Annotated in this window: 23 protein-coding genes and 2 pseudogenes; 14 read left to right on the plus strand and 11 right to left on the minus strand. The window is 61.4% G+C overall.

From position 1 onward, the window contains the following. The first annotated feature begins 627 nt into the window (after positions 1-627). Positions 628-858, plus strand: a complete 231-nt coding sequence (locus NJT13_RS23715) for a hypothetical protein (RefSeq protein ID WP_484549619.1) — start codon at positions 628-630, stop codon at positions 856-858. 217 nt (positions 859-1,075) lie between these two features. Beyond that, positions 1,076-2,467: an ATP-binding protein gene (locus NJT13_RS21580; protein WP_254525597.1), complete on the plus strand. Its 1,392-nt coding sequence runs from the start codon at positions 1,076-1,078 to the stop codon at positions 2,465-2,467. A 271-nt stretch (positions 2,468-2,738) separates the two neighbouring features. Here the strand turns inward: NJT13_RS21580 and NJT13_RS21585 are convergent, their stop codons facing one another. The 3 genes from NJT13_RS21585 to NJT13_RS23605 all read right to left on the minus strand — a co-directional run bounded on the left by NJT13_RS21585 (position 2,739) and on the right by NJT13_RS23605 (position 4,561). Then, positions 2,739-3,740, minus strand: coding sequence for an asparaginase (locus NJT13_RS21585; protein WP_254525598.1), 1,002 nt, complete (start codon positions 3,738-3,740; stop codon positions 2,739-2,741). 83 nt (positions 3,741-3,823) lie between these two features. Beyond that, positions 3,824-4,132 (minus strand): hypothetical protein, encoded by a 309-nt coding sequence (locus NJT13_RS21590; protein WP_254525599.1) that lies wholly within the window; start codon positions 4,130-4,132, stop codon positions 3,824-3,826. Positions 4,133-4,384: 252 nt separating this feature from the next. Next, on the minus strand, positions 4,385-4,561 hold the full coding sequence (locus NJT13_RS23605; protein ID WP_425499822.1) for a peptide-methionine (S)-S-oxide reductase: 177 nt from the start codon (positions 4,559-4,561) through the stop codon (positions 4,385-4,387). 214 nt (positions 4,562-4,775) lie between these two features. Here NJT13_RS23605 and NJT13_RS21595 point away from each other — a divergent pair, with 214 nt between their 5' ends. Both NJT13_RS21595 and NJT13_RS21600 read left to right on the plus strand, forming a co-directional pair. Next, a complete protein-coding gene (locus tag NJT13_RS21595) occupies positions 4,776-5,078 on the plus strand; it encodes a hypothetical protein (RefSeq protein ID WP_254525600.1) in 303 nt (100 codons plus the stop codon). A gap of 304 nt (positions 5,079-5,382) precedes the next feature. Next, entirely contained in the window at positions 5,383-5,886 is a 504-nt protein-coding gene (locus tag NJT13_RS21600; protein WP_254525601.1) for a hypothetical protein, read from the plus strand. A 304-nt stretch (positions 5,887-6,190) separates the two neighbouring features. Here the strand turns inward: NJT13_RS21600 and NJT13_RS21605 are convergent, their stop codons facing one another. Beyond that, positions 6,191-6,910, minus strand: coding sequence for an NAD(P)H-hydrate epimerase (locus NJT13_RS21605; protein ID WP_254525602.1), 720 nt, complete (start codon positions 6,908-6,910; stop codon positions 6,191-6,193). 447 nt (positions 6,911-7,357) lie between these two features. On the opposite strand from NJT13_RS21605, the gene NJT13_RS21610 reads away from it, so the two are divergent. Beyond that, on the plus strand, positions 7,358-8,476 hold the full coding sequence (locus NJT13_RS21610) for a Gfo/Idh/MocA family protein (protein WP_256549434.1): 1,119 nt from the start codon (positions 7,358-7,360) through the stop codon (positions 8,474-8,476). Between the two features lie 237 nt (positions 8,477-8,713). Here NJT13_RS21610 and NJT13_RS21615 read toward each other — a convergent pair whose 3' ends face one another. Next, positions 8,714-9,934 (minus strand): MFS transporter, encoded by a 1,221-nt coding sequence (locus NJT13_RS21615; RefSeq protein ID WP_254525604.1) that lies wholly within the window; start codon positions 9,932-9,934, stop codon positions 8,714-8,716. Between the two features lie 268 nt (positions 9,935-10,202). Here NJT13_RS21615 and NJT13_RS21620 point away from each other — a divergent pair. From NJT13_RS21620 to NJT13_RS21640, 5 genes and pseudogenes are all read left to right on the plus strand, one after another. Then, positions 10,203-10,412: pseudogene (locus NJT13_RS21620) on the plus strand (winged helix-turn-helix transcriptional regulator); the annotation flags it as partial. Between the two features lie 217 nt (positions 10,413-10,629). After that, positions 10,630-11,853 carry a Re/Si-specific NAD(P)(+) transhydrogenase subunit alpha gene (locus NJT13_RS21625; RefSeq protein WP_254525605.1) on the plus strand — a complete coding sequence of 408 codons (1,224 nt, stop codon included), beginning with the start codon at positions 10,630-10,632 and terminating at the stop codon, positions 11,851-11,853. 48 nt (positions 11,854-11,901) lie between these two features. Then, complete coding sequence (locus NJT13_RS21630) at positions 11,902-12,186, plus strand: NAD(P) transhydrogenase subunit alpha part 2 (protein ID WP_235218034.1); 285 nt, start codon at positions 11,902-11,904, stop codon at positions 12,184-12,186. Between the two features lie 3 nt (positions 12,187-12,189). Next, positions 12,190-13,626 carry an NAD(P)(+) transhydrogenase (Re/Si-specific) subunit beta gene (locus NJT13_RS21635; protein WP_254525606.1) on the plus strand — a complete coding sequence of 479 codons (1,437 nt, stop codon included), beginning with the start codon at positions 12,190-12,192 and terminating at the stop codon, positions 13,624-13,626. 127 nt (positions 13,627-13,753) lie between these two features. Further along, a pseudogene (locus NJT13_RS21640) lies at positions 13,754-14,509 on the plus strand (phosphate acyltransferase); the annotation flags it as partial. Positions 14,510-15,905: 1,396 nt separating this feature from the next. Here the strand turns inward: NJT13_RS21640 and NJT13_RS21645 are convergent. From NJT13_RS21645 to NJT13_RS21655, 3 genes are all read right to left on the minus strand, one after another. Beyond that, positions 15,906-16,685, minus strand: coding sequence for a DUF8081 domain-containing protein (locus tag NJT13_RS21645; protein ID WP_254525607.1), 780 nt, complete (start codon positions 16,683-16,685; stop codon positions 15,906-15,908). A gap of 394 nt (positions 16,686-17,079) precedes the next feature. Continuing rightward, positions 17,080-17,793: a ferredoxin--NADP reductase gene (locus tag NJT13_RS21650; protein WP_254525608.1), complete on the minus strand. Its 714-nt coding sequence runs from the start codon at positions 17,791-17,793 to the stop codon at positions 17,080-17,082. Between the two features lie 1,176 nt (positions 17,794-18,969). Beyond that, positions 18,970-19,419, minus strand: a complete 450-nt coding sequence (locus tag NJT13_RS21655) for a MaoC family dehydratase (protein ID WP_254525609.1) — start codon at positions 19,417-19,419, stop codon at positions 18,970-18,972. Positions 19,420-19,853: 434 nt separating this feature from the next. Here NJT13_RS21655 and NJT13_RS21660 point away from each other — a divergent pair, with 434 nt between their 5' ends. Then, a complete protein-coding gene (locus tag NJT13_RS21660; RefSeq protein ID WP_254525610.1) occupies positions 19,854-20,369 on the plus strand; it encodes a hypothetical protein in 516 nt (171 codons plus the stop codon). On the opposite strand, the gene NJT13_RS21665 is transcribed toward NJT13_RS21660, so the two are convergent. Next, a complete protein-coding gene (locus NJT13_RS21665; protein WP_254525611.1) occupies positions 20,356-21,057 on the minus strand; it encodes a bacterio-opsin activator domain-containing protein in 702 nt (233 codons plus the stop codon). The two genes, NJT13_RS21660 and NJT13_RS21665, sit on opposite strands and share 14 nt — an antisense overlap. Before the next feature lie 609 nt (positions 21,058-21,666). Here NJT13_RS21665 and NJT13_RS21670 point away from each other — a divergent pair. The 3 genes from NJT13_RS21670 (at position 21,667) to xacF (ending at position 24,712) form a co-directional block, all read left to right on the plus strand. Next, positions 21,667-22,092: a universal stress protein gene (locus tag NJT13_RS21670; protein WP_254525612.1), complete on the plus strand. Its 426-nt coding sequence runs from the start codon at positions 21,667-21,669 to the stop codon at positions 22,090-22,092. A 560-nt stretch (positions 22,093-22,652) separates the two neighbouring features. Continuing rightward, the gene (locus tag NJT13_RS21675; RefSeq protein WP_256549435.1) at positions 22,653-23,165 is read left to right on the plus strand and encodes a GNAT family N-acetyltransferase; all 513 of its coding nucleotides are present in this window, start codon (positions 22,653-22,655) and stop codon (positions 23,163-23,165) included. Positions 23,166-23,272: 107 nt separating this feature from the next. Next, a complete protein-coding gene (gene xacF / locus NJT13_RS21680; protein ID WP_254525614.1) occupies positions 23,273-24,712 on the plus strand; it encodes a 2,5-dioxovalerate dehydrogenase in 1,440 nt (479 codons plus the stop codon). A 294-nt stretch (positions 24,713-25,006) separates the two neighbouring features. On the opposite strand, the gene NJT13_RS21685 is transcribed toward xacF, so the two are convergent. Together NJT13_RS21685 and NJT13_RS21690 are read right to left on the minus strand one after the other, a co-directional pair. Further along, positions 25,007-25,471, minus strand: coding sequence for a TRAM domain-containing protein (locus NJT13_RS21685; RefSeq protein ID WP_254525615.1), 465 nt, complete (start codon positions 25,469-25,471; stop codon positions 25,007-25,009). 137 nt (positions 25,472-25,608) lie between these two features. Next, positions 25,609-26,082, minus strand: coding sequence for a hypothetical protein (locus NJT13_RS21690; RefSeq protein WP_254525616.1), 474 nt, complete (start codon positions 26,080-26,082; stop codon positions 25,609-25,611). Positions 26,083-26,430 lie beyond the last annotated feature (348 nt).

A 26,430-nucleotide genomic window follows, 5' to 3' on the forward strand; every position in this document is an offset into this window, starting at 1 on the left:
TTCTGGTCGGATACCCGATCGATGCCCCGCTTCCTCGTCGTGTGGCTGCCAGGAGGAGAAGGATCGTCGAACGGGTCGAGAGCACGGGCGGTCGGTCTGAATCGCACCGGAGGCGACTTCGATGGCGCGTGACCGAGGTCGAACCGGCCCGAAACCGGCGTGGCGTCCGTCGGCAGACCCGGTGCGAGGTGTGGTCGACGTCTTCGGACTGCGTGTGATCTACTCCGAATTCACCGTTCGGTCCAGGATATTCATACCGATATAGACGGTCGCGCCGACGAAGAGTCCGTCCAGAACCGCGTGTGTCACATCCGATTCGATAAACGTCGGGTGTACGAGGAGCGTCACTGCCGTGCCAACGGCCGCCAAAAGACCCGCGGTAAACGCGGACTGTATTCCGTTCACATTGAAAAGCTAACATTTGGAATCATAATCGTTTCGACCGATGGAGCGGCTTCCTCTGTCGGAACCGGTATGCTCGCTCCCAGTACGTACCGGGTGACGCGAGGTTTTCTCGAGAGACGCGCCGACGCCCGTCTCGAACACGAACCGACGACGACCGATCCGCCGCGTTTATCGTTCCGGTCACGGAGCGGTTCGACGCCACGGTGAACGACTCTCGACCGTGTGCCACCTCTTCGACCAGAAGCCGACACGGACTCACGCTCCGATCGAGACGTCCGCGCCGCTATCGAGATGGACGGCGAACCTGCCGTCAGGAAGTGCATTCGACCCACTCACCGACCGGTACGCCATCGTTCGGCAGGCGCGACAGTTCTCGGAGACGATAATTACGTCGACGTCGCCGCCAGCGCGTCTCTTCGAGAACTACTCGGAGCCGATTCTCACCTGCACTAGCCATCAGCTCTGTAACCGAAAATGGCGACATAATCTCTGGTGATAGCGGTGCGCAGGCCGTTCGCGAGTACTTCGGAGACCGACCCCTTCGAGGCAAACGTGATGCCCAACGCTTCGCCGATACTGAGTCGCGTCGTTTCGACGAGTCTCAGTGGCCCCACTCGTCTGTGCAGACCGAAACACAGAAGTCATTATCGCAGTAATCATTAGGCAAAGTATGACCTTCTACGACCGGGACGACGAACTCGAATCGTTACGAACCGCTTTTGAATCACCCGGGCACGAGTTCTACGTCGTCTATGGACGCCGGCGCGTCGGAAAGACAGCGCTCCTCAAAGAATTCTGCGCCGACCGCCCGCATCTCTACTATCTCGCCGCTCAAGAGGCAGCGTATCGCCAGCGCGAGAAATTCGTGGAGCAAGTGGCCGATTCGTTCGACGATCGCGTTCCACGAACCGACGGGTGGGACGATGCGTTCGACTATCTGGGCGATAGGCTCGCGGTCGAAGACCGAATCGTCGTCGTCGACGAATTCCCGTATTTGGTCGCGGAGAACGACTCGCTCCCGTCCTACGTCCAGGCGTTCGTCGACGAAAGACTTCAGGAGACGGACTCGATGCTCGTCCTCTGTGGATCGAGTGTGAGTACCATGGAGTCCGAGGTACTCGGCCACGAAAGTCCGCTGTACGGCCGCCGTACCGGGCAGATCGATCTGAAACCGTTTTCGTTTCGGGAGGCTCGAGCCGTTATCTCCGACGATATTGCGGACGCGATCCGATCGTACTCGGTTACCGGTGGCACGCCGATGTACCTGACTCTCTTCGACTACGGGCGATCGCTGGCCGAGAACATCCAGACGCATATCCTGTCGCCGACGGCAGTACTCTACAACGAACCGGAGTTCCTGCTCCGGACCGAACTGCGAAATCCCGCTCGGTATCTGAGCATTCTCGAAGCAGTGGCACTGGGCCACACCACTCCGAACGAGATCTCGGGAGCAACTGGAATCGATTCGGGGCCACTTTCGAAGTATCTCCAAACGCTTCGTAACCTCCGGCTCCTCGACCGCAGTGTCCCAGTCACGGCGTCCGGCCAGAAATCCAAACGCTCCCGATATCACGTTGCTGATGAGTTTCTCCGGTTCTGGTTCCGCTACGTCGAGCCGAACCGTTCCAGCATCGAAGAAGCACCCTCGCTCGTTTTCGACGGCACCATCGAGCCCGATTTACCGATGCACGTCGCAACAACCTTCGAAGACGTCTGTGAGGAAGCTGTCTGGGAACTGATCAGACGCGGCGACCTCGCATCGTACTCCGACGTCGGGCGATGGTGGTACGGCGAAGAGGAAATCGACATCGTCGGTCTCGCCCCCGCTGCTGACCGTATCCTCCTCGCCGAGTGCAAATGGACCGGCGACCCGGTTGGCCGTGGACTTGTTGCCGACCTTCGAGCGAAAGCTGACAGCGTCCGGTGGGGCCCACGCGATCGCTCGGAACGGTTCGCTATCTTCTCGAAAAGTGGATTCGACGACGGTCTCGGTGACGATCTCGACGACAACTGGTCACTGTTCGATCTCGACGATCTAAATCGGATCCTCTCAAATACGTAGACGACGCCATCCGCGAGTGCCCACCGATCGCAACGGGCTATCCACGTCGGTGGACGTGAATTTCGACGATCGGAAAGCTGAACGGGGACACGCGAACCGGTGCCTTTCCGTCGATGTCGACGAGTACGATCGTCTGTGTCTTCGAAGAATCGGATACACGTCCGGACGTCCGACACGGCAGGAACGGTTGCCAAGCGCGTTCGGACGCGTGCCGAACCGGCGGCACGAGAACGAGCGAAATGGGCTCGTTCCTCCCTCGAACGACGTGCCTTCACGTAGTACTGACAGATCGCTCCACTGCGCCGCGTTGGCGTTCGAACGCCGTACGGACGTCTTCGTAGTCGTCGGAGGCCGATAGCGCCAGGCCGAGTTTGATCCGCGCTTTCCAGGGCGGCAGATCACCGGCCGGAATCGCCCCGTGATCGCGCAGCGTCTGACTGCCGCCCGGACCGCCGTACCGAGCCCCCACAGCACCGTCGAAACACCGTGTTGCGACGACTACTGGAACACCGCTATCGACTGCGTCGGCGACCGCGTCACCGATCTCGGGCGTCGTATTCCCGATCCCGCTCGCCGCCAAGACGAGTCCGTCGACGCCATCGGCGACGGCGCGCTCGAGTTGCCGGGCGCCGACGGCCAGGCCGCTCGGGATCAGTTCGACCCGGGCCGGTGTCTCGACGGTGGGAAGCGATACCGACTCGCTGCGAGGATCGCGTCGGAGAGACAGCCCGTCGGCCGTGATTTCTGCGACGGGACCCGCATCGGGCGATGCGTACGCATCCGGACGACCTGCCCGCGCCTTCGTCACCCATCTGGCCGCGTGGACGAGATTTCCGAAGGCGATGTAGGCGCCATCCGCAAAGCGGTCGTCGGCTGCGACGCGGACCGCCTGGAGAAGATTCGCCGGTCCATCCGCGCCCGGCCGATCCGCGGGACGCTGTGCGCCGGTGAACACGACCGGAACCGTCGCGTCACACACCAGATCGAGGTAGTACGCAGATTCCTCCATCGTGTCAGTCCCGTGGGTGACGACGACACCGTCGACACCGTCTTGGGCTGCGCGTTCGACGGCCTGAGCCAACGATGCGACGTTCGAGAACGAGAGATGAAAACTGAGTTCGTCACAGACGGCGTCGACATCGATCTCCGCTATTTCCGTCAGTCGAGGGACGGCAGCGATAAGATCGTCACCGTTTTTGGAGGGTGTCGCCCCTCTCGGTCCAGCAGTCGATGCGATCGTTCCGCCGGTACTCAACACGCGAACGTGTGGCATGCGCTTCTCTTTCGACCGGAACCACTTTGCTTACTGGCCCCTCGTCCTGGCTTCTGGCATCGTTTCACAGGGACACGCTAGCGTCACCCCGTCCGCTCACGTCCGCGAGAATTTGTCGAGATCCGAATGTCGAGCTTCTCGGTGTTCCGAATCCAGTCGAGGTACTCCTGGAGTCGACCCGCTACACGTAGTGCGGTGATCGTGTCGTAGTCTTCTCGCAACTCTTCGTTCGTGAACACTGCGTGAATCTGCTTGTGGCACGGGCGACACAGCATCACCGTCGGACTTTCCGCTCGGTCTTCCGGTCGCAGGTGGTGTTTCTGAACGACCTGTGGATCACTGATCGTCTCGTCGGGAACGATGCGCCGACAGAGCGCGCACGTGGTCGGCATAGTCGAAACTACGGACGACGCGAGCAAAACAACTCGGTCCATCGTTTTCCGCGGCGACCGAACTTCCGGTGGTCGACCTCTGTCAGATGGACGCGATCGAGTGATTCGTGACGCGTTTCGATCCGGTCCTGGCTGGGTCACTCTCGTTCGGAACCGCCGGCAGTCGTACGTGCTGGTCGGCCGTCTCGGTGAATCGGATATCCGATACTACCCTTTCTGGGGTTGCTGAGGCTGATGAAGTCCCGAAACCGCTCACCTGAGTACCTCACCGAACGAGAACTGTACAGGATCGTACTCGGTCTGGACGACTTCCGTACGGTTGCCACGAATCTCGTCGGACGGGTCGGATTTCGCTCCGCCAGCGTAGTCGACTCGCGTCCGCACGACACCGTCATCTGCGCCGAACGCCGCGTCGGAGCCCAGAAACAACCGAGTTCGAACGACGCCGTCTTGGCGTCACCCGGTGTGTGGCTATCGAACACCGTATCCGTGCCGACTGTCGATGCAGACCCTGCTGCTCGCGAGTCTGGTGTCCGTCGCCGGCACGATCGACGTGGTGGGAGCGTCACAGTGACTCCAGGCGAACCGTCGGAAAGCCGTCGGCGATCGGCGAAACGACGGGTCGTCCGTACGGAACTCGTCCGTGAACACATCGAAGGCCGATCGGTGGGGCTGTAATTCGACGCTTTCCGAACGAGTGCCGAGGCTCTGGACGCTCCGGGCGGCGGCGCAACCGAGCCAACTCGCGCTCATCGCGCTGACCGTCGCACTCGGCGTCGGAATGGCGACCGCGGGACCACCGTTGACACCGAGCGAGTCCAGTCCCCTCGACGCGAGTTCGTCCTCGCTTCTCGAGTCGGTTCTTGTGGGCCCGATCGCACTGATTCCCGTTTCGATCGCGATCCACGACGCCAACGAGTACGTAGAGTCGAGACCGACGCACTGACCGATCGGACGCCGCTTTCGGGCGGTAGCGGGGCGCTCGTCCGGACGGGGTCTTCCACGATCGTGCCGGGGTCGTCGCCGGCGCTTCGCTTTCTGGAATACGCCTGGACGAAAGAACCCGGACGGTTCGAGGCGCAATGTGTGAAACAGGTACTCACGCTCACTCGGGGTCGGACTGTCGTGTCACGAGCGACGCTGAGTTCGTGTCCACTAATCGATCGTTCGTGTCCGATGCACGATCGAGCACACGTTTTTACGTGCCCGTACCCGTGTCCTCGTAGGAATCGACCGACCGGAAAACGAATATGAAACGAAATACGTACGACGCGATCGATGGCGTCTCGAGACGATCCGTTCTGACTCTCGGGATTACCGTCGGCGTCGGAACGATCGCAGGCTGTCTCGGAACGACCGACGAGACTGAGGAGGAGACAGAACGGGAAACCGGCGACGACGTTCCGCAGGGCGACGTCGGAAGTGAGATCAGCGAGGAAACGAGAGCGCTCGCTGCGGAGATGGTCGAAACGATCGATGACGACCTCTCGGTTGCCGACTGGCAATTCCACAGCATGTTCGTCCCGGAATACACCGATAGCGGTGGCCTCGAGGCTGACGTCCAGATACTCGGAGACGCCTACGCCGACATCGTCGACCGGGGGTTCGACTATCGATCGATGCCCACCGCCCTGGACGAGAACGAGATCACGGACTTCATGGTCTTTCTCGAACCGGAGTGGGCAACCGCGTATCTCACCGGGGACTGGTCGAAAGAAACGTATTACGCGGAGATCGAAGCCTCCACGCACTGATCCCGAAAACCGTCCCATCCTCTCGTTCGGCGTCGACTCAAGGGCTCACGGGAGTTCGAGCTATTTCTCCGATCGACGTGTTCTTGTCGGGTGTGTTTCCTCGACGAACGACCGCCCGTCGCTATTTATACGTTCCTGATGAACGTTCCGCTCGAATGTCCGATTTTGACGTCCTCGTCATCGGTGGCCGCAGACTCGGGCGGAACGGTCTTGTCCGGGCGGGCCCTCGGGCGGGGAACGGGAATCGTCTCGAATTTCTCGCCTCCGAACGTGGCGACGACCACCGAAATCAAGACGGGGCGGATCAATCCGTCGCCTCGAGCCGAACGGCAAACTCCCGGCCGAACGGCGGTTCGTAGGGTATTTCGATCGCTTCGTAAACGGCGGACGGGATGCTGATGTCGCCGAGGACGAGTTCGGCGGTCGTCTCGCAAAGCCCCGTTTTCGGAAGTGCGAGCGTAAGCGTTCGTGCTGGCCGAATTGCGGCGCCGGGTTCGTCGCCCGTCGTCGCGTCGATACCGGACGGAACGTCGAGCGACAGGACCCGCGTCGCAGCGTCGTCCGCCCACCGGACGAGTTCCTCCGACGGGCCACGGAGCGCCCCCTCGAGGCCGTATCCGACGAGCGCGTCGACGACGAGTGCCGGCGTTTCGACGGTCGAAACGTCGGTCCGGATCGAGAGTCCCGTGCGCTCGAGTAGTTCGCACTGTCTCGCGACGACGCCCTCGAGTTCCGCCGGCTCCCGATCGAGGACCACGGTTACCGGAAGCTCCCGATTTGCGAGATGGCGAGCGCACGCGAGGCCGCCACCGCCGTTGCCACCGCCGCCGGCGAGGACGACGACCGGGCCGTCCCGGGTGAGGGCTAGCGCCTCGCGGGCGAGTCCGCGACCGGCCTGTTCCATCATCTGGAGCAGGGACAATCCGTATTCTTCGACGGCGACTCGATCGACCTCGCGCATCTCGTCGGCGGTAACTGCAGTCACGCTACCACCGGACGTCGTTCGAAACGCGTGGAGATCCATATCGAGAGTACCGCGACGCGGGTGAACAGTCTTCGGTGGGGTAGTTCGGTACTCAGTCCGTGTCCGGCGGTACGTCGAGGTAATCGGATTCCCTCTCGCTTGCACGCCGCGTCACCGAAACCGTAAGCCCTCGCTGTACACGCTTTCTGCACGGAAGCGCACGTTGCCATCGTCGGTGCGTACGGCAGCGCCGGCGTCGCCCACTATCCCGAACTCGGCCTCTCGGCCGAGACGTCGGATTCGATCGCTCGAGGTGGCGTCGTTCCGTCGGTGGCCCGCTGGTCGCGCACGGAGTCGCTTCGCGAATTCTCACCGCCCCGATCTATCACACATCGGTGTGAACCGAAGACGGGGGCGGTATCGGGGTGAAGACGTCGTAACCCGGATACCTTGCAGTGTGCTAACGCTTTTAGGACACCAAACGTAAGTTGATAGTGTATAGTAACCATGGCACAATCAGCACCAACGAAGGAATCGGTTCGTGTGGGCGTCGTCGGACTCGGAGGCATGGGAGTACAACACGCCCGATCGGTCCAGTCCCTCGGCCATCGGGTCGTCGGCGGCGCCGACGTCGACTCGGAGACGCGAGAGCGATTCGGCGAGGAGTTCGGCGCGCGAACGTACGACACCCACGAGGCGCTCTACGAAGGCGAAGAGCCAAACGCCGTGATCATCGCGACGCCGAACAAGTTCCACGAACCGACGGCCGTGGCGGCACTCGAACGCGGGATGAACGTACTCATCGAGAAGCCACTGGCACACACGCTCGAGAGCGCCGAACGAATCGCTCGAGCGGAACGGACGGCAGACGGGTTCGGAATGGTGGGCTTTCACAACCGATTTTCGCCAGCGACGACCGCCTTCAAGGAGTACCAGGCAAACGGCGCGTTCGGTGACGTGACGCACGTACAGGTCGACTACGTCCGACGTCGCGGCATTCCGGGGCGAAATTCCTGGTTTACGGATCCGGAGCACGCCGGCGGTGGTGCCTTGATCGACATCGGCGTTCACGCGATCGATCTCGCCCTCTACGTGCTCGGATTCCCCCGCGTGGTCGAGGCGACGGGGATCAGCCGGTCCGAATTCGGCTGGCGATGGAAGTACGTCGATCCCGACCGTCCGGAATCGAGCGACTGGGACGGTGACGGAACGTCCTTCGCAGTGGACGACTCCGCGAGCGCGTTCATCCGAACCGCAGACGACCGCACGGTCAGCGTCGAAGTGGCGTGGGCTGCCTCGCAGACGTCGCGAAACGACGTGGTCGTCCGCGGAACGGACGGGGGCGCGACGTTCGAACTCGGCGGTGACTCGCTGACGATCCACCACACGAGCACGAGGGGAACACCTCACTATCGGACGTCCGAGATCACCGCCACGCCACAGCTGACGCCGCACGAAACGCAACTCGAGATGTTCCTCGAGGCAGTTGCGACTCGCGAACCCCCGGCGTGTAACACGTTCGACCAGGGGTTGATGGTCCAGAAGATCATCGACTCCGTCTACCGATCCGAGGAGGACGGTCGCTCCATTTCCCTCGCACGTGCGGACGAGGAAATGCCGGCATAATGTGACGAGGGCCAGGATTACTACGCCGTTCGACGGTCGATCGGGAGCGTCCCCGGCCGCATCGCTGGATCACGGTGACGAACGTCGTGTGGTGATCCCGAAGATGCGTAATCAACGGCGAAGGCGATACAGCACGCTCGTCCCCGCGTCGCATCGCTCAGCCACCTCGAAATTGTCACACTCCTCGTTGGCGGTCCAATTGGAGCGCATGGTACACAGCAGACGGATGCGACACTCTCAACCGACACCCTCCGCGAGCTTGTTCGCGTCCGGGTGACGGCGCAGCAACACCATCGATATCGTTCCCAGCAGCGGTCCGATCAGGAGCGGTGCGAAGGCCCATCTCCACCCCACCATCTCGGCGATTTTGGGTGTCAGCTGTATGGAACCGATCGTGAGAAGGAAGCCGATTGCCGTCTGAAACGTAAGCGCAGAGCCGACGTAACCCGGATCGGCCAGTTCCGAGACGGCAGCCGAGAACTGCGCCGAGTCCGCGACGATAACGAACCCCCAGAGCAAGACGAACGGTGCGACCACCCACACCGGAGCGCCGAAGACGAAACCGGCGAGCACGGTCGCCGAACCGCTGACGATCATGCTCGTCGCCGTGACGGTCGTCCGCCCCCAGCGGTCGGCTGCCGACCCGGCCAACCACGCACCGATGCCACCCACGGCGATAGTCCCGAACGTAAGCAGTGAAGCGAGTTCCTGGGGGTTCCGTACGCCTCGATGAGTGAAGCTGGCCACCAGAAACACGGGAATCCACGTCCAGACGGCGTACAGCTCCCACATGTGTCCGAAGTAGCCTCCGTTGGCGAGGATGACGCTCCGGTCGCGCAGGATACGCCCGAGGGCTCGCGGGTCGAACGGCGACGGGTCCGGTTGGTACGGTCCCTCTCTGTAGAACAAGGCGAGAACGGCGCCGACCAGTGCGATGGTCGCCGATCCATAGAGAACGAGCCGTGGGTTTCCGACGCCACCGATCACTCGGAGGAGATGTGGCGCGGCCGAGCCGACCGTCAATGCGCCGACGAGGACGCCGATGGCCATTCCCCGCCCCGTCTTGAACCAGCCTGCCATCATCTTCATTCCGGTCGGATAGACACCTGCCAACGCGACACCCGTCACGAATCGCAGCAGGATAGCCGGCAGGGCGGTGGTGACGAACGCTGCGAGGACGGCCGTCGCAGCAGCACCGAGGACCGCCGATCCGGCGAAGACGTACCTGGGCTGAAACGTATCCGAAATCGTCAGACTGGCAGACAGTAGCGCGCCGACGACGAATCCCAACTGGACGGCGTTGGTTAGCCACGCCTGTTGCGCATCCGAGAGTTCCCACAGTTGCGTCAACTCTGGAGAGACGGCTGAGGCGCTGAACCACAGCGTCATCGCGAACAGTTCGGCGAACCCCACCAGCAGGAGCGCCCGCCAGCGACCGCCGGCCATCGTATCCCTCATTATCCGATACCTTGTGCGAATCGTAGTAATGGTTGTGCTACCCTGCTAAACTGCCACGAAGTTGAATACTTCGAGACGTCGAACGCGTCTCGACGGACCGAGAATAACGGTGTTCTCCACATCAAGGAGGTATGGCTATCGATGAGTGGCCTCGAACGGCGCGAGAGCCATCGACGGCACCGATGCCGATCCCCGAGAAGTGGGCGGAGCTGCGGCCAGTCCGCTGCTACGTGGCTGAATATCAGTTACGACGCGGTACCCGACTAACGGAATCTCGAGTACGGTCCTCTCGGACGTCCTGGCGGATCTCGAGGAGAAGCAGTTGATACACAGGGAAATCGTCAGCGAAAAACCGGTGCGCGTCGAGTACTCGCCGACCAAACACGGCGAATCGCTCGAACCGGTCATCCAGGAGATGGCGAAGTGGGGCCAGGAACACCTCACGGCGGCGGTGGACGAGGAGAGTTCGATCGTCTGAGGGAGTGCGACGTGTTCGTTCGCGCTTCGTAGTTTCGTCACATTCTGCCGTATCGCACTCGTTGGGCAGTCCAACGTGTAGTACCGCCGAATCGGCGCGACGACCTGTTCGCTTCTCGAGGGAGCCAGAACGTGATATTGCCAAGAGGGGAAATTTGCCGAATTGGATGATTTAAAACCATATATATACATATCAGTTGTCGGTAGAGAAAATCGCTATGATAATCGGTGTCCCAAGTGAGGATGCGGAAAACGAGACGCGAGCCGCGCTGACACCTTCTGTCGCGGAGGACCTCGTCGAGCGTGGGTTCGACGTTCTCGTTTCGGCCGGTACCGGCGAGGATGCGGGCTGGAGTGATGCTGAGTACCAGGACGTCGGATGTGAACTGGTCGACGACCGCGCCGCGGTTTTCGAACGGGCCGATGTGATCTTTCAGGTCCGCGGGCTCGGTGCCGCGCCGGACGGCGAAGCCGACCCGTACGCCGAGGGCCAGTTCGTGATCGGGCTCCTCGGACCGTACGGTCTCGAGGACGAACTGGAGACGCTGGCCGAGCGCGACGTCACCGCGTTCGCACTCGAGCTCATCCCGCGGGTCAGTCGAGCACAGAGTATGGACGCGCTCTCGTCGATGGCCAGCGTCGGCGGCTACAAGGCCGCCCTGGTCGCGGCCGAGGAGTTGCCGAAGCTGTTCCCGATGCAGATGACTGCGGCGGGAACCGTCCGACCCGCGGACGTGTTCGTCGTGGGTGCCGGCGTCGCGGGTCTGCAGGCGATCGCGACGGCGGACCGACTCGGTGCCAACGTGCGTGCCTACGACATCCGACCGGAAGTAAAAGAGGAAGTCGAGAGCCTCGGCGCGGAGTTCGTCGAACTCGACCTGGAAACTGACGACGCGTCCGACGAGGAGGGCCACGCCAGAGAACAGGACGAGGAGTTCTACCGGAAACAACGCGAGATGATGAATCGCGTGATCGCCGACTCCGACGTCGTAATTACGACGGCGGCCGTCCCCGGCAAACCGTCTCCGGAACTCGTGACCAACGAGATGATCGAGGGAATGGAGACGGGGTCGGTCATCGTCGACCTCGCGGCCGAAGGTGGCGGTAACTGCGAACCCACGCGGGCGGACGAGACGGTCACCTACGAGGGTGTCACCGTATTCGGCCCCACCAATCTGCCGGGAACTGTCTCTCGCACGACGAGTCGACTCTACGCGAACAACGTAACCAATTTTCTCGACAATTTACTCGAAGACGATGAACTCACGATCGATGCCACAGACGAAATCGTGGACGCGACGATGCTCACCCACGATGGAACGATCCGAAACCCGCACGAACAGTCCGACGAAGAAGATGACGAAGAGGCGGAGGGCGAATCCGACGACGCCGCAGGCGACGAAGACGAAGAGACGACCGCGGAGGCGACCGATGACGAATAATCGCCGCACCGACGAACGCACCGCAGTCGCCGTCGAACGGAGGGACCGATGAGCGAGATCGTTACGTACCTGACGTTCTTCGTACTGGCCGCGTTCCTCGGTTACTCGGTCATCACGAAGATTCCGGCGACGCTCCACACGCCGCTTATGTCCGGTTCCAACGCCATTACGGGCATCACGCTGGTGGGCGCGGTCGTCGTCGCCGGCTCGAGTTCGTCCACCCTGGCGACGGCGCTCGGCTTCCTGGCGGTGGTCATGGCGACGGTCAACGTCGTCGGCGGCTACATGGTGAGCCACTTCATGCTCTCTGACTTTCACGGAGGAGGTGACTGACGGATGGTGGAACTGTTCTCCGAGACGGTCCTCTCGCTCGTCTATCTGATCGCCGCGATCCTGTTCATCCAGGGGTTGCGGGACATGACGCACCCACGGACTGCGGTTCGCGGGAATCTCACGTCAGCGGCGGGGATGTTCGTCGCCGTCGGTGCGACCGTCCTCTGGTTCGACATCCTCCGACCCGAGGTGCTCCTCGGTGGGCTCGTCGTCGGTGCGACCCTCGGCGTGGGACTCTCAACGACGGTCGAGATGACGGAGATGCCCCAGCTGGTCGGGCTGTTCAACGGGCTGGGTGGCGGTGCCTCGGCGCTCGTCGCGGGCGCGGAGGTCTTCCAGCTCGGGACCGTAAACGGCGGTGCGATTCCAGCCGAGGTGGGGACCGCTGCGGCCGCATCCGGAATCGTCGGCGCGGTCACCTTCACGGGAAGTATGGTCGCCGCGGGCAAGTTACACGGCGTGGTCACCGGATCGGCGATTCGATACACGGGTGAACACGTCGTCAAGGCGGTGTTGTTGCTGGTCGCGGTTCTGAGCGGCGTGTACATGATCGTCCAGCCGGACGTGCTCGCAGGTGTGCTCCAGGGGTCGATGGTGCCCTCCTACTGGCTCCTGATCGTCGCCGCCTCGGTGCTCGGGGTGATGCTCGTCATCCCCATCGGGGGCGCGGACATGCCCGTCGTCATCTCGCTGTTGAACGCCTACTCCGGCCTGGCCGCCGCGGGGACCGGGTTCGTCCTCGGGAACAGCGCGCTGATCATCGCCGGTACGCTCGTCGGTGCGGCCGGCATCATCCTCACGGTCATCATGTGCGAATCGATGAACCGCTCGCTGGCGAACGTCCTCTTCGGCGGGTTCGGCGAGGCGGCCGCCTCCTCCGAAGAGATGGACGAAATCTACGAGGGCAACATCACGGAGACCTCCCCCGAAGAGCTCGACATGCTCCTCGACACCGCCGGTCGGGTCGTCATCGTTCCCGGCTACGGGATGGCCGTCGCCCAGGCACAACACGCAGTCGCCGAACTCGCCGAACTGCTCGACGAAGACGACGTCGAGGTCGAATTCGGCATTCACCCCGTCGCAGGCCGAATGCCGGGGCACATGAACGTGCTCCTGGCCGAAGCGGACGTTCCCTACGACAAGATGAAAGAACTCGAGGAGGTCAATCCGACCTTCGCCCAGACCGACGTCGTGATCGTGATCGGCTCGAACGACGTCGTGAATCCGCTCGCGAATACTGACGACTCGAGCCCGATCGCCGGGATGCCCGTCCTCAACGTCGCGGAGGCGGGGACCGTCGTCGTCAACAAACGTAGCCTCAGTCCCGGGTTCTCCGGCATCCCGAACCCGTTGTTCGCCGAAGACAACTGCCTGATGCTCTTTGGTGACGGGCAGGAAACGATGCAGGAGGTCGTGAGTCAGTACAAAGAAAGTCACTGAATTTCGAGCCGACACTACGACGATGCGAAAGATTGTTCGTCGCAGTACCGCGAGTGGTCGAGAATTTTGGCGTCCGTGAAGCATCTCTCTTCGATGGAGTAGCGTATTCGAATGACTGAAGGTTCCGTACGTCGAGCACCTCTACGAGCGCCGGAGACGAAGCGGCATCACTCGCCGCGAGGCAGCGGCGCTGATCCGCGACGACCCCGATTACTTCGGTAGCGTCATGGTCGATCGCGGTGACGTCGACGCGTTGCTCACCGGGTTGACGAACCACTACCCGTCGGCGTTGCGGCCCCCGCTCCGGGTGATCGGAACGGCCGAGGACGCCGACTACGCGGCCGGCGTCTACATGCTCACGTTCAAGAACCGCGTGATTTTCGTCGCCAATGCGACGGTCAATCAAGCCCCCGACGCGGACGTTCTGGCGGAAGTCACCCGACACACGGCCGCGCTCGCCCGCCGGTTCGACGTCGAACCGCGGGCGGCCGTGCTCTCGTACTCGGATTTCGGAAGCGTCGACAACGCGGGGACGCGCAACCCTCGGGACGCGGCCCGCCGCCTTCGCGAGGACTCGTCGGTCGATTTCCCCGTCGACGGCGAAATGCAAGCCGATACCGCAGTCGTCGACGAGATGCCGACCGGCACCTACGAGTTTTCCACACTGGAGAAGCCGGCGAACGTACTGATTTTCCCGAACCTCGAGGTCGGTAACATCGGCTACAAATTGCTCCAACGACTCGGCGGGGCGGACGCGGTCGGCCCGATGCTCGTCGGGATGAACGAGCCGGTCCACGTCCTCCAGCGGGGCGACGAAGTCGCGGATATCGTGAACCTGGCGGCCGTTGCCACGGTCGACGCCCAGGGAGATACGGAGAACTGATTCGTCCCCCTGCTGTGTTCGTCCGTTCCGGACGGGGTTCCGACGCGTTCGACCGCGATCAGCAACCGTCGAGAGCCTCGAGGGCGGCCGCTCGTCGTCCGCTCGACCCGTCGTGAGATCGGTGGTCGACGAGGAAAAACTCCGTTCGCAACCCGTTCGCCGTCGGTCAGAGCCCGTCGGCGACACCGCGTTCGATGCCGAACCGGCGGAAGCGCGTCGGCTTCGTTCGCGGAGTCGCTTCGTCCGCCGAAAACTGACGAAAATGAGGTAACGAAGTGGCTAGGTGGTGTCGGGAAATCGACATCGGGGCAGCCGACAGCCACAGGTGTTCAGGTATCCAGAGGGTTTGGGTTGGTGCTTGTGATTTCTTGCCATCACCCAACGCCGATTTCTCCATATGCAATAATAAAGCTTCATGTTGGCGCAATATAGGCATACCCTACTCATTGATCTGCATTCGTACTCTAAGGATCCAGATAATATTAAATATAAATATTTGCATATTCGCTGGCCAGTGAGCGTACTCGGTGAGAACCGAACGTGCTCGATCCACCACCCAGGACAGTGGAACCGTCCGGGCGTGATCTGGGACGCGAGGGTTCCCTCGTACTGCGATTCTCGAGATCGGTCGCGCGGAGGGTGACACGAAGTCGGCAGATTCGTGAGGGATGTGTTTCGATGGTGGTGACCGACGAGGTCCGCGCCATCGCCCTCGCGGACGTCGGTGTCCGTCTCTCAGGCGACTTCGAACCCGTCCGCGGAAACTGCCTCGAGTTCGTGCAATTGTTATCGTCTCGTCCGGGACCCTGGACTCCGCGTTGCCCGCCGGCCCTCGAGTTTCGCTGTCGCATTGGGCTTCGTCCACGCCTCGGCCGTCCGTTCGGAGCATCGACGAGAGGTGCGTGGCTCCGGCACCGGCCGTCACGTGAGAGGGGAGTACGATTCCGACGCGATGGGAATCGGAAGGAAGTTGATAGCGATCGGGCCGATCGTATCCGGTGTCACGCACCCTGCTGTGCGTGACCACCCGATTCGATCATCGCCTCCCTCCTATCGCCCCGTCCGGCGATCGTCACTCCCGAATCGCCGGACCCTTTCGAGAACCGCTCCGAGCAGCACGTGAAACTGAACACCGGTCGGAGAGGCCCCTCGATCGGCAGTCCTGGACGCGGCCATCGAGCCGTGTGACAACCCCGTACCGTCTCACGATGTCGATGGGGGCTTCGTTCGTTCGTCGAACGGCGGGCGAGCCAGAGTCGGTCCGTCGCTATCGGCTCCCGTCGTCTCGTCGGCCAGTTGTCCGCTGTCCCGTCCGTCGAACCCACGTCTCACCGCGGGGCTGTCGTGGTGATTGCTTCTGCGATGACGGTTCCCCTCGCAACCGAGGGCACCGGACTCACCCGTCTTCCGACACGGTCCGGATCGTCAGGTCGTACGTTTGCGGCGCCCCCTCGAGGTCGACCCGGATGACGAGCACCTCGAGGTCGGCGCCCGCTTCGGCGGCCAGCCGGGCCATCCGGGTGCGCTGGTGGCGTTCGAAACTCGTCGAGCCGTGTTTGACCTCGGCGAGGTAGCGTTTGATCACCGGTCCCTCGTACCCGTCCGGATGTAATTCGTTCCGCCGGCGAACGATGAATTCGACGTCGGGCAGCCACCGACCGTCGCCGCCGTCGCGCTCCGAACGGCCGACGCTCCCTGGCGAGGGGTCGACTTCGACCCGAAATGCGTCCGGTTCGAGGCCGAGATCCGCGGCGGCGTACGACACGAGTGGCGGCGGGTTCCACGAATACGCGCTGAACACCGACTCCGCGAGCGCGCCGACCTGCTGGGCCCGCATAGCGAACGTCCAACCGTGTTCCGGTGGCCCTCGTTCGGTCGGCTCCGGCTCGGGATCGCTGATCGCGACGAGATACGTATCGACGACGTCGGGGTCGTTCGGTGCGGGTCGCTGAAACCGGAGGGTGTCACGATCGTCCCCCTCGAGCAGTTCGGACTCCGCCTCCGCCCGCGACTCGAACGTCGCGACCGCTCCCGATTCGTCGCGAAGCGCCGCGATTTCGGCCGCGAGTTCGCAGGCCGAGGATTTGAGCGCGACCCGGAATTCGGCCGTCGTCTTCTCCGTCGACTCGGTCTCCGGCTCACGCGGGAGTCCCGGCCACTGATCTCTCCAGCTCATAGTTCGCGTTCATCTCTCCGTCGATTCACTGTCTCCGGTCAGTGGTCTATGTCTACCGCTTTCCCTTCTACCCGTCGTCCCGCCGTCGGTCCGATGGTCGGTCCGTGGACGACCGCGATCAGTCCGGACATTCAGGCGTGCCACCGACTGCCGGCGCGTTTTATCTATCCCTGGTTGCGCAAAATCGGACAGTGACTGAAGTGACGAAACGAGAGATAAGTGTCCGTCTCGATACGGTCCCGAGTGATGACACCGACGGCTTTCGTAGCGGGGCCGCAGACGAAATTCTCAACCTGCTCGCCGATGCCCGCGAGACGGGTTCACGACAGACGGTCGCCTTCTTCGATAGCTGCTCGCGCCTGCTTTCCGTCCGACTGCGTACCGATTCCGGTGGTCACTCCTCGATTTCGCCCTCTTCCCACCCTTCGGAAAACACGCGGTCGTCGGGAACGCCCAGGTCGGCGAGGTGATCCTTGGTGTCGACGACCATCTGCGGAACGCCACAGACGTAGAAATCCCGTTCCAGCCCGTCGAGACGGTCCTCGAGGTGCGTCTGTACGTGGCCGGTGGGGCCGACCCAGTCTTCCTCGGAGAGCGAATACACGACCGAAAGCCGATCGTGCTCGGTGACGAGTTGATCGAGCGTCTCCCGATACATGAGGTCCTCCTGTGTTTTCTCGCCGTAGAAGAACTGTACCTCGCCCGTGCCCGTCTCGAGGTACTGCTTTAGCATGGCCATCATGGGAGTGATACCGGTCCCGGTCGAGACGAAGACGACGTCCTCGTCCGCGTTCCGGAGCGTGAGGTTACCGTCGAGATCGCCGAACGTCACGATATCGCCGGGATCACGGTCGTGCATGTAGACCGAGGCGGTGCCGTCGTCGTACCGCTTGATCGCGAGCGTGAACGTGTTCGCAGCCGGCGTACTGGTCGGCGTGTACGGTCGCACGACCTGTTCGTCTTCGTCCTCACCCGGCTCGTCCCGTTCGAACTGGACGGTCGTATGCTGGCCGGGATCGAACTCGAACTCCCGATCCGCTTCGATCACGAACTGTTTCACCCGCGGAGTCATCTGATGGATCGACGTGATCGTTCCCTCGAAGGGCATGTAAACGGCATCGGGTGCGGTCGTTCTAAACGGACTGCTTGCACGGACTCGAGCACCTTGAGCCGGTTCGCGTCCGACGCGAAACTCGCCGCTCCGTCCCCGACCAGTCCAACCGACCGTACCGACTCCTCGACGGCGGCCGACGTGCACGAACGGACTCGACGACCTGATTGGACCGGGGAGTGCGAACACCTCTAGATCGATCGGAGCCGTGGGGTGCCAACGCCCCTCTAGAATCGATCGGTGCCGCACGTCGCGACTAGCGATTTGTATCGGCAAGCCGGTCCCACATAGTTGGCCAATAGCGTTATAAGACGCCGAGAGAAGAGTCGCGTGACGAGGACAGGATCATACCGAACACCCACCACCGATCCGCTCCGAGACAGTCCTCGTCACCGCCGAGATCGACCCAGCGGGAAGTCATTCGTCACTTCGTCACCCGGTCTCGGACCCGCCCCGATTGACTCACCACCTACCGGGGACTCCCACGCCGACCCCTGTCGGCGTTTCTGTCGGTGAGCGCCGATTTGTTTCTCGAGGCGGCGGTATCGGTCGTGACGACCGGGCGTCTCCGCGATGACCTCGTGACTGCCGACACTTCGCCGACCGCTCGTCTCCCACGAACCGTCGGATTCCGACCTGGCGGAACGGTCCTCGCGGCGTGCAGTCTCGCACCTCACGACCTGCGCCACTCGTCGCGACGGAAGAATCGACGCGTTCAGAGCCGTCGACGAACTGCTCGCGCTGTCCGATGCGAGTCCGGCCGAGACGGTCGCGGACTATCGCCTCTCGGCCGACGTCCCCGACTACTGGTATCCGTTTGCGATGGCGCGCGTCGACGGCGCGTACCGCCTCGAGCGATCGATCCTCCTCGACGCGAACACGCTCGGCGTCCCCGTCGAACACCTGCCCTGGCCCCGCGGTGAGGTCCTCGACCCGCCCTCGGATCTGTTGCCAACCGGTGAGGATAATCTCCTGCTCTACGAAACGCCGGTGTCCCGAAGCGGCCGCGAGGTGACCAGGAACTATCAGTTCGCTCGCTGGACCGACGGGGCGGCCCACCTCTGGAGCGCTCGGGAGTCCGGCGTCGGCGAGAGCGGCCTCTCGAGCGGTCTGGCGTTCGACGTCCTCGAGGACGGGGAGTGTCTCGGATTCGCTTCGAAACGACCCCGACCGCTACTTCCCGGGGGTTCGGCGCTCGATCATCCCGGTGACCGTATACGAGAGGACGACTTCGTCGTCCTGGTTCAGCACTTCTATGTAAGTGTCCACGTTTCCGCGGCGGGGATCGGTCTCGGAGGGGCGTTTGTCCACCACCTCGGTTCGGAGGGAGAGGGTATCGCCCGGCGTGACCGGCCGCTGCCACCGAAGTTCGTCGACGCCGCGACCGCCCATGCCCGCGTTCTCGGTGAGATAGTTCTCGACGAGCATCCGCATGGATATCGAAGCGGTGTGCCACCCCGACGCGACCAGTTCGCCGAACGCCGACTCCGCTGCGGCCGCCGCGTCGAGATGGAACGGCTGCGGATCGTACTGTTTTGCGAATTCGACGATTTCCTCGCGAGTGACGTGATACTCCCCGAACTCCCGTGTCGTGCCGACCTCGATGTCCTCGAAGTAGCGCATCGCTCGTGAGAACGGAAATCGGGAAGAAAAACGTAGCGGACGACGCGCCCTCGTCGAACGTCGGTGGATCCGCACCCACCTCGGCCCGGTGTTGAACGCGCGTCCCCGCGGGTGTACTCTCCGTTCCGCTCGAGATGTGTTAACAAATACATATACGAAAATGTGTAATATTGTATTTTAGTCAATTAAGGCGACGTTGTCAGTAACAATGATTGCGAGTGTCTCCTCCCTCACTGGATCCGAAGTCAACTAATAATGGCGAGTAGATCCGGTTCGAACGGATTGTCACCTTTCACCGAAGCCACCCGTCGACACCGTGGGTAATTGTTTATTCCATGAATGTATTGTGGCCACTAATAATGGGTGATAGTTTTCCAGTGTCCCCTCTCGGGGCACTCCGGAGCAGTTTTTCCAGGAAACTGGCCGTGTCGTTTTTGTGCGTCGTTCTACTCGTCGCGGCGGCCGGGGGGATCATTTACACTCAAACCGGAACGGCACTCGAGGAGAGTACCGAGAACGAGATGACTCAGTCGACGGCGTTGCAGGCCAACACCGTCGTCGAGTGGGTCGATCGAACTCAAGAGAAAACGCGTTACATTTCGGCCTCGGACCGCGTCGTCGACGGAGACCACTCGAACGTCGCGGAGTACCTGCGGGCCGAACAGCAGGATTCGTCCGCCGCCATCGCGGGTATTCATCTCTACGATACGACCGACCACAGGGTGCTCGCGAGTACGGTCGATGGTGCTCCCGAAGTCGATTACCGAACGGCTGGCGTCGAATGGGCGACTGACGGCCTCTCCTTCGAAAACCCGGGCGAAACTCGAGTGACCCACCCGTACAACGATCCGGCGACGGAGACGGAATCGGTCGCCTTCGTCAGCCAGGTGCCGGACGCTTCCGACCGCGCGAGCGCACGATGGACTGGAGTAGCGCTCACTCCACTGTGAATATCGTGGACAGTATCTTTCGCTCGGCCTTTCGCAAGTGTTCCGAGAACGTCGCATAGGAAACTCCGAGTTCGGCGGCGAGTTCCTCTCCGGTACGTTCGCGAGGCCAATCATAATACCCGTTCGTATATGCGAGCAGGAGAACTTCGTGTTGACGCGAAGTGAGTTTGCGAACGATCGCGTCGTAAAACTCTCGACGCTGGAACAGCGAGGTGGAATACGTCTTTTCTCGACGAGCGAGTATCCGCATGGACGGATAGTACTCTCGAAAGTGTGAAATTACGTCGGAGGCGGAATACGCCGGCGGGATTTCGGCGGCGATGTGGGCGACGCCGTTTTTACTCCCCAACTGGGTCGGAATCGCCCCGGCGTCGGTCAGACTGGTGATGAAAAACGTTCCATCGTCGCGGATTCGAAATTCGACGATCAGGGCCTCATCGCCGGTGCTTATCACCCGTGCCTCAAACCCATCGTACGTACTAGCGAACTCGAGAATCTGTTCCGGAGACGCGCCACTGATCCGATGGAATACCGTGTACGCTCCGTCGCTGCGTGGGAGTATCTGAAGGAGTTGCGCGTCACAACCGGTCTCCGCAGAGAGCGCGACTAGGGGATACTCCGGATCCGAAACCTCGAATTCGACCTCGACGATCGAATTCTCGGGAGGGGTCTCTTCGGGCGAGCCCATGGGGAGAACCACGAGAGTGATGGGCATACACATTATCGTGGCAATCGTAAGTGAGCCGCCCGGGTCGGATTCGTCCGTGACCGCGTGATCGATCCCCGTGTCGCGAACACGGTACGACTTCGTCGGCGTTCTCCGGTCCGGGTGGCTGGTTGGTCCCAGTGAGTACGGAAGAGAGGGTCCGAACAGATCGATAGAAGCGTATCGAATATCGTCCGTAGTCAGTCACATCGGTGGTCTGGCGCTTCTCACTCTCTGCGAACGGGACGAAAAGCAAAACCCGTTCCTGTGTGCGTTCTACATGGCCGGCTGGCGACCCGGCCGACAGGGAATACCAGGGGACCGCTCTTTCGCGGACGGTCCCTTTCCGAACGGGCGCGAACTGTTCCGGTCGAATGCGTGCCGTTGGAGTCGGTACAGTGACCACCGGCAGGTCAGTCCCGCGGTCTGATCGCGATTCCGCAGGCGCACGCGTCGTTGCCCGGCGCCGTATTTGGACGGGGCGTATCGAAGCCCCGATTTCGGCGGGCGAATCCCGATATCTCGGCCCGTGAACAGTACGAAAAGCTGACGAATGGGTGATAATATGTGGGCCGACGGTCGTTATACACCATGGCTCGTACCATCCTCGTCCCGATCGACGGGTCGGACCAAGCGTCGGACGCACTCGAGTACGCTGTCACGGAATACCCCGCCGATCGCATCGTTGCGATTCACGCCATAAATCTCGATACGGCTTCGATGCACGGTGAGGAGGGTTTCCCGTATCGGGACGAGTACTTCGACCAGTTACGTGAGGTAGGGCGACAGCGTCTCGAATCGGCCCGTGAGACCGCCGACGAACACGGCGTCGATATCGATACTGAACTTGCCCGCGGCAAACCAGCGCGGGCAATTACTGACTATATAGACGACCACGACGTCGACCACGTCGTCATCGGCAGCCACGGCCGTTCCGGACCGACGCGGATCCTTCTCGGCAGCGTCGCAGAAGCGGTAACGAGGCGATCACCGGTTCCTGTGACTGTCGTCCGGTGACTGATCTCGGCCCACCTGCCGACCGGTCTCAGAGCACCGACGTACGGTGGTTTTCTGAACTCGGTCGGGGCGGACATCTACGCTGGAATAGCCGCTGTGCGTGACGTGGATTCGACAGGCAGTCACTCGGTTCCGTTGCATTGCGAACGTAGAACGGATCGGACTCCTCGTGTCACCGAAACGATCTATACGCGTCCTTCTCGGAAGCGCGGATTCGCTCGGCAGAGTCTCCGTCCACCGTGGACCGTGGAAATGACACCGTTTCGACCGTTCGACGCTGTCCGCCTCGTCGGTCGGATTATTCGTCACTGCTGAAACCTCCAGAAATTATAATTTTTCGAGACCGTGTTGAATACAACGCGCAAAATACGGGTGATCTACCTAATCTTCTACTCATTTTTATTTCTTTTCTATTCACTCCAGAAACAGAGGCACTGAACACCCCCGACATTGTTCAGTACCGGTGAGCCGATCGTGAAAGGGGCTAACCGGGCCAACTCAGGACCGATAAATCGATCAGTTCTTCTCGCGCGGGTACCTCCTCCATCGTAAGACTGTTCGTGGAAATCCGACCCTTTACCGCTAGTGATGCTGACACTGTCTCCGAGGTGCACCGACGTGCGTTCGACGGACGGACCGACGAGTCACGCATCGTGCAGCGATTACACGACGCTGACGAGGCTGTCGTGTCACTAGTGGCGGTTGAAAACGACCGAATCGTGGGTCACGTTCTATTTTCTCCAACATGCGTGACAAACAATCCAGATAATGCTAAACTTGCTGGGCTAGCACCGGTCGGTGTACTACCGGAAAACCAGAACGAGGGTGTTGGCTCGTCGCTGATTGAGCACGGTTTAGTGCAGTGTCGTGACGCCGGTGCCGACGCTGTAGTCGTGTTGGGCGACCCGGGGTACTATTCTCGCTTTGGTTTCGAACGAGCAAGCGTGTACGGGCTCGATAACGAGTACGGTGCTGACGAAGCGTTCATAGTCAAGCCGTTAACGGACGGGGCACTAGACGACGTGGATGGAATCGTCACATATCGACAAGAATTCCGATTGGACGAGGATTAGCGGCCGTCTCCGGATTCTCTCTCGAACCTGGTTCTCCGTCGTACTCCCACAGGTGTCTGTCCTGACCCCCAAACAATGTATACTTAAAGTGAAAATTCGTCCCCGTGATGGAAACAGCGTACCGGAATTTCGTCGACGGCGAGTGGATCGAATCTGAGCGCGGAGACACGTTCGAGGTCCGAAATCCAGCGAATCCCGACGAAATCGTCGGATCGTACCAAGCATCGGTACGGGCCGATCTCGAGGCGGCGATCGACGCAGCGGTGGCCGCACAGGACGAGTGGGCAGACACTCCCGGCCCGGAACGAGGCCGAATCCTCAAAGGAACCGCGATCGCCCTCGAGGAGCAGCGAGAGTCCGCGACGGAGATGCTCGTCAGAGAGGAAGGGAAGACTCGCAGCGAAGCAGGCGGCGAAGTCGGGCAAGCGATCGATATTTTCCACTATTATGCACAGAAAGCCCGCGACCTCGGTGGAACTGCTAAATCGCCGAGCGCATCGGGGAAGGTTCTGTACACGAAACGCGAACCGCTCGGCACTGTCGGCCTCATAACACCGTGGAATTACCCGGTCGCGATCCCGGCCTGGAAGCTCGCCCCGGCCCTTGCAGCCGGAAACACGGCAATCATCAAACCCGCATCGGCGGCACCGAACATGACTCGGATTCTCATCGAGTCTTTCGACGAGGCTGGGCTCCCCGACGGAGTCGCGAACTTCGTGACGGGTTCCGGCAGCGAAATTGGAACGCCGTTGGCGGAACACGACGACGTCGATGGCGTCTCGTTCACCGGAAGTACGACCGTCGGAACCATGGTCGCTCAGTCCGCGGCTGACGATCTGAAACGAGTGCAATGCGAGATGGGTGGAAAGAATCCGACGGTGATACTGCCAAGCGCGGATATCGAAAGCGCCGTCGACATCGTCGGTGTCGGAGCCTTCGGGACCACCGGCCAGTCGTGTACCGCCTGCTCCCGTGCGATCGTCCACGAGGATGTCTACGACGAGTTCGTCGAAGCCATCACTCAGTACGCGGACTCGCTCGAGGTGGGACCGGGATTGGACGATCCCGACATGGGCCCGCACGTCAGCCGAAGCGAACTCGATTCTACGCTCGAGTACGTCGATCACGCCCGCGAAGACGGTGCGACGTTGAAAAGCGGTGGACACGAGGTCGACGGCGACGGATTCTTCGTCGAGCCGACAGTGTTCGTCGATGTCGAGAGTGACATGCGAATCGCTCAAGAGGAAGTTTTCGGTCCGGTTCTCGCCGTCATGCAGGTCGGCGACTTCGAAGAAGCCCTTCAGGCCGCAAACGACGTCGACTACGGCCTCTCGGCGAGTGTCGTGACGCAGGATATAACCGAGGCGAATCGGTTCGTCGAGGAAATCGAGTCGGGCGTTGCCAAGGTAAACGAGAAGACGACGGGGGTCGAGCTTCACGTGCCGTTCGGCGGATACAAGGACTCGTCGACGAACACGTACCGCGAACAGGGTGATGCCGGTCTCGATTTCTTTACGACGACGAAAACGGTGTACATGAACTACTGACCCAGCCCGGTTGAAACACGACTCGAACCGGGAGTGCTGTCGGTACCACCCGTCTCGCAGTGTGTCGTTCAGCGACGATACAGGTTGCGTTCACCACCAACTAGACGATCGATTCTCGCAGACTACATTTCGCAGTGACTCCACCTCCGATGCCGGCTCGAAACGGGGACCGATACGACGATCCGGACTCTCAGTCGGCGTTTCAGCGGACCGAAACCGGATCGATGCAACGGAGTTCGAACGCAGGATACCGATCTGAGAGATCGATTCGATTCGGTTTCGGGGGTCGCACGTTCATCGCCTGTTCGTACCGGACTGTTCGTTTACGGTCTGAGCGAAGCCGTAACTGGGGTTCGTTTGAGTGACTCTGACAGTAGCTTCGTCACCCGGTTCCGTCTCCGGAACGATTAGCACGTACCCACGGTCGACCCGAGCGATACCGTCGCCCTGATCACCTCTGTCTTCGATTTCGACAGTGAGCGTTTCTCCCTCACGGACGGGAGGGACGGGACCGGTCGATTTCTCCTGTGGCGTTTCGGTCACGTCCTGTTCCGTCGTTTCGATACTGACACGAACGATGTCCCCTGCCGACAGTGACCCGTAGTCGATTTCTGTGTCTGGTATTTCTATCAGATGATCCGTTCCGCGTTTCTCTATTTTCCCGGCAAATTTACACACTAACTCCGGTGATTTACCACCCATATGTATCACTATCGTAGCGTGGTATCCCCTGTGAATGTGTGAGGGTCCCACGTACATTGGGACGGCATACCACTCTTACTTATTTGTATGGAAATGGAAGGGATCGTACCATTCGAGAGGTCGTACCGATCGTTTACGGTGACCACCGAGTTCGGGCTATCGAACGGCTTATTTTGAGAACGGAAAGCGGACGTCTACTCCGTGAGGAGTCGTTCGAGATCGGCTTCGATTTCTTGCGTAATCGCGAGTTGCGATCGGGCACGATCGCTCGAATCAGTACTGGATTCGATCTCGCGTTCGAACACACGTCGAAGGAACTGCACTCGTTCCGTCACCGCTTCCAGATCGTCCCGTAAGATGACGTCCTCTCGTGTCGACGGTGACGAACGCGCGACGGGTGCACCATCCGATTCGGGTACGGCCGTCGTCGATGCCTGACTCGAGTCGGCCGCGCCCGGTCCGGCGAAGTCGTTCGTCGGTGCCGTCTCGGTCGGTTGACCCGCTGTTCCATCCCCTCCGCGAGGGTCGTCACTTTCGTCCGCGGCTGCCGGTGATCCGTGGCCGTCGGCTGTATCGGACGCTGATTGCTCCTTCTGGGTACTTTGATCTTCGACGTAGGTCGTGATGTCGGCATCCGAGATGAGAGCGTCGGTCGGACTGGCGGACATCGCGTGGGCTTCGGGCGCAGTCGTCGAGCTGTCCGTGTTTCCCTCCGCCGTCTCGGCTGCGGTTCCGTCCGGTGAACTGGCGTCTGCGCTCTGCTCGTCGCCCCTCTCGGTTCGTCCTCGCTTTCGAGCCCGAGGCCGGTGAGATACCCCTCTTCACGGAGCCGTTCGATCGATTCGTACTCGAGTTCGTCGACGAGAACGACGACATCTGTTAATCGAAACGTCTAGCGTGTCACGGTACCACGGTAAACGTGACTTCCGTCAACCGTGATCATGTTCTAACTCGCTGAATCGTACGGGAAATCGGTCGTCGATCCCGCCGAGACTGTCTCAACTGTCGGCACCGCA

The organism is Natrinema caseinilyticum (genome assembly GCF_024227435.1).
Taxonomy (GTDB): Archaea; Halobacteriota; Halobacteria; order Halobacteriales; family Natrialbaceae; genus Natrinema; species Natrinema caseinilyticum.